The sequence below is a fragment of the Catonella sp. genome (assembly GCF_052173895.1).
Classification (GTDB): Bacteria; Bacillota; Clostridia; order Lachnospirales; family Lachnospiraceae; genus Catonella.
In genome coordinates, this window is record NZ_JBQMXS010000099.1 from 1 (window position 1) to 2,872 (window position 2,872).

General features: G+C 34.7%; 3 protein-coding genes. 2 read left to right on the forward strand and 1 reads right to left on the reverse strand.

Annotation, left to right across the window (positions count from 1 at the left end):
* Nucleotides 1–59 precede the first annotated feature (59 nt).
* Nucleotides 60–632, forward strand: a complete 573-nt coding sequence (locus ACTTG8_RS10130; protein ID WP_442561984.1) for a biotin transporter BioY — start codon at nucleotides 60–62, stop codon at nucleotides 630–632.
* Here the strand turns inward: ACTTG8_RS10130 and ACTTG8_RS10135 are convergent.
* Nucleotides 622–2,241: an alpha-amylase family glycosyl hydrolase gene (locus ACTTG8_RS10135; RefSeq protein WP_442561985.1), complete on the reverse strand. Its 1,620-nt coding sequence runs from the start codon at nucleotides 2,239–2,241 to the stop codon at nucleotides 622–624. The two genes, ACTTG8_RS10130 and ACTTG8_RS10135, sit on opposite strands and share 11 nt — an antisense overlap.
* 158 nt (nucleotides 2,242–2,399) lie before the next feature.
* On the opposite strand from ACTTG8_RS10135, the gene ACTTG8_RS10140 reads away from it, so the two are divergent.
* Nucleotides 2,400–2,872: AI-2E family transporter (locus ACTTG8_RS10140; RefSeq protein WP_442561986.1), on the forward strand; the 473-nt coding region annotated here is incomplete at its 3' end.

The following is a 2,872-nucleotide window of genomic DNA, read 5'->3' on the forward strand; positions in this document are numbered from 1 at the left end:
ATTAATTACATGAATTTGTATTAATTCGGATATACTTTTTTATTTAAAGGAGAAAGAAAATGTCATCGAATGGAAATGTAGCAGTTAAATCAAAGCTTGATGTGAAAAGCATAGCTCTTATAGGTATAATGGCGGCTGTTTGCTGTGTACTTGGCCCTTGGAAGATACCTATAGGACCGGTTCCTATTACTTTGCAGGTGATAGCAGTATGTCTCTCGGCCTATGTACTTGGAGCTAAAAGGGGAGCGTTGGCAGTACTTACCTATGTATTACTAGGTATGATAGGACTTCCGGTATTTGCAGGTGCGTCAGGCGGTGTAGCAGTTTTATTTGGACCTACCGGCGGTTATATTATAGGCTTTATCTTTATGGCATTTATAAGTGGGCTTTTTATAGAAAGATTTGGAGTTAAACAGGTTTATTTTCAGGTAATAGGCTTGCTTTTAGGACTTATAGTTTGCTACCTTTTTGGAACTGTATGGTTTACTGTAGTAAATACAAAAGGTATAAACTTCACACAGGCTCTTGGCTACTGTGTATATCCGTTCATACCTTTTGATGTTGCAAAAATAGTTATTTCTATAATTTTAGGAAATGCACTTAGACAGGCATTAAACAAGCTTAATGCGTAAGTATGGCAATACCGAAGGATGGGATGTTCAGCATTCCATCCTTTATTGTTACCTCTTCTTCTCCTGTAATAAGAGAACCGCCTAATTTAGCATAATCTTTGCCAAGTTTTTGGCTTATACTGTTTTCTGAAGTATTTATGACAATGAGTACAGGTTTGTATGTCTTATCTTCTATTCGCCTTGTAAATGCAGAAACTTTCTCAGAGTCAAGGTTTTCAAAACCATCATATAATTCTGTGATACCCCTTGCGATGACAGGAAAGTTATGTCTTAGTTTAATAGCATTTTTATAATAATTGTAAATAGAATTTTTGTCATCTGCTTGCTCTTCAAGAGTGCCGTAAATCATTTCAAAATCTTCCATATCTTTTGGACCTTTGCACATTCCTGCGGCACTGCTGTCTTTTACCCACTGCATAGGGGCTCTCTTATTCTCATCCCTGCCCGAACCCTTCATCCCAAGTTCTTCGCCATAGTAAATAAAGGCATTTCCACTCATAAGTAGGTTCATAGCCCCTGCAAGTTTTATTAGGTTTACCCTATGTTCTCCCGAATAATAGCCTGCTGAACGAGGTATATCATGGTTTGTATAAAAAGGAGCATTTATATAGCTTGGGTTGTGCTTAAAGAAGAGTTTATCAGAATTTACCATTCTTTCTGCAAAACTGCTTGCAGGTCTTATCCCTTTAAGTATTTCAGCAATGATTCCATCACTTCCGGAGAATTCAAAGTCAAAAAAACTGTCAACTCCACTTGCATAATAAGCTCCGTACTCACTTTCAGTTGTCCATGCCTCTCCTACTATGTAGGCATCAGGCTTGATTTCTTTTACAGTTTTATTAAGCCAGGTAAGGATTTCTGTATTCTTAGTAATGCTACCTGTTACATAGTAGGTAACAGCATCAAGCCTAAAACCATCTACACCAAGGTCAAGCCAAAACTTAAAAATCTCTTTAAATTCATTTCTTACAGCATTATTTTCAAGATTGAAATCAGGCATTTTCGGACTGAACCTAGCCTCATAATACCAGTCGGTACCTTCAACAGGAGCATAGCCTTCTTGTTGTTTTTTTGTAAAATTATAATAATTTACATAAGGGCAGACATTAAAATCAGGCTCTTCACCATCTTTAAGCTCTTTAAGATAATTAGTAGCTTTTAAGAACCAAGGATGGCTTGATGATGAATGATTCATAACAAGGTCAAATATTACTTTTATATGTCTTTTATGGCAATCCTCAACAAGACTTTTAAAGTCATCTAAAGTACCGAAATCCTTATCTATATTTTTATAATCCATAACATCATATTTATGATAAGAGAGGGAAGGGGAAATCGGAGTGAGCCAGATTTCATTAGCAAGTAGAGAATTACCTTTTTCAGCCTTACCATCGTTTATATAATCAAGTTTTTTTCTTATACCTTCTAAATCTCCTATTCCATCTCCATTACTGTCATAAAATGAAGAGACGAAGATTTCGTATGCTACACGATAGCTATCATTTAATATAGTCATAGGCTTATGTTCTAAACCGGAAGTACAGCCGGTAATTGAGAGGGTGATTGGGAGAGATGCTGCAAGAGGTTTAAATAACTTGTTTATTTTCATTTGTTAACTTCCTTTATTTTGATTTTTATATGGTCTTATTCTAACCGATAGAAGAAAGGCTGTAAAGGTAAAGTAAAGAAAAATTAAAACTTTATCTATGGTTTTCGGCTCTTTCTTGTGATATTATTATTCTTATTAGCAAAAGACAGGAGGACTATATGAAATTTAATAAAGATATGCTGGAAAAGAGGTGGGTTGCATATACTATTGCTGCCTGTTCAGCAGTTATTTTATATTTTTTGCTATCGAATTTGGGTGATATATTTAAAGGAATGAAGGTAATATATAAAATATTTAGTCCTCTTATAACAGGACTTATTATAGCTTATATTATAGACCCCTTTGTCACATTTCTTAGGAATACAGTATTTACAAATGTAAAAAATGAGAAAACCAGAAAGAGTCTTTCAGTAACTACTGCATTAGTTGGGATAGCCATTATAATAATTCTTTTGATGGTAGCCTTAATTCCTCAGATAGTTGTAAGTATTAAGACTTTATTTGCTAACATGGATACTTATATAAGGTCGTTGCAGCATTTTCTTCAGACAGCCAGTATGGAGGCGGCAAAGAATAATATAGATATTAGTGGAATTGCAAGTTTCGGTGATGATATTTTAAACTTTGTAAG

Bases quoted from the DNA above. Each gene is read 5' to 3' on its own strand.
- ACTTG8_RS10130 (WP_442561984.1), top strand. From the start codon at position 60: ATGTCATCGAATGGAAATGTAGCAGTTAAATCAAAGCTTGATGTGAAA.
- ACTTG8_RS10135 (WP_442561985.1), bottom strand. From the start codon at position 2,241: ATGAAAATAAACAAGTTATTTAAACCTCTTGCAGCATCTCTCCCAATC.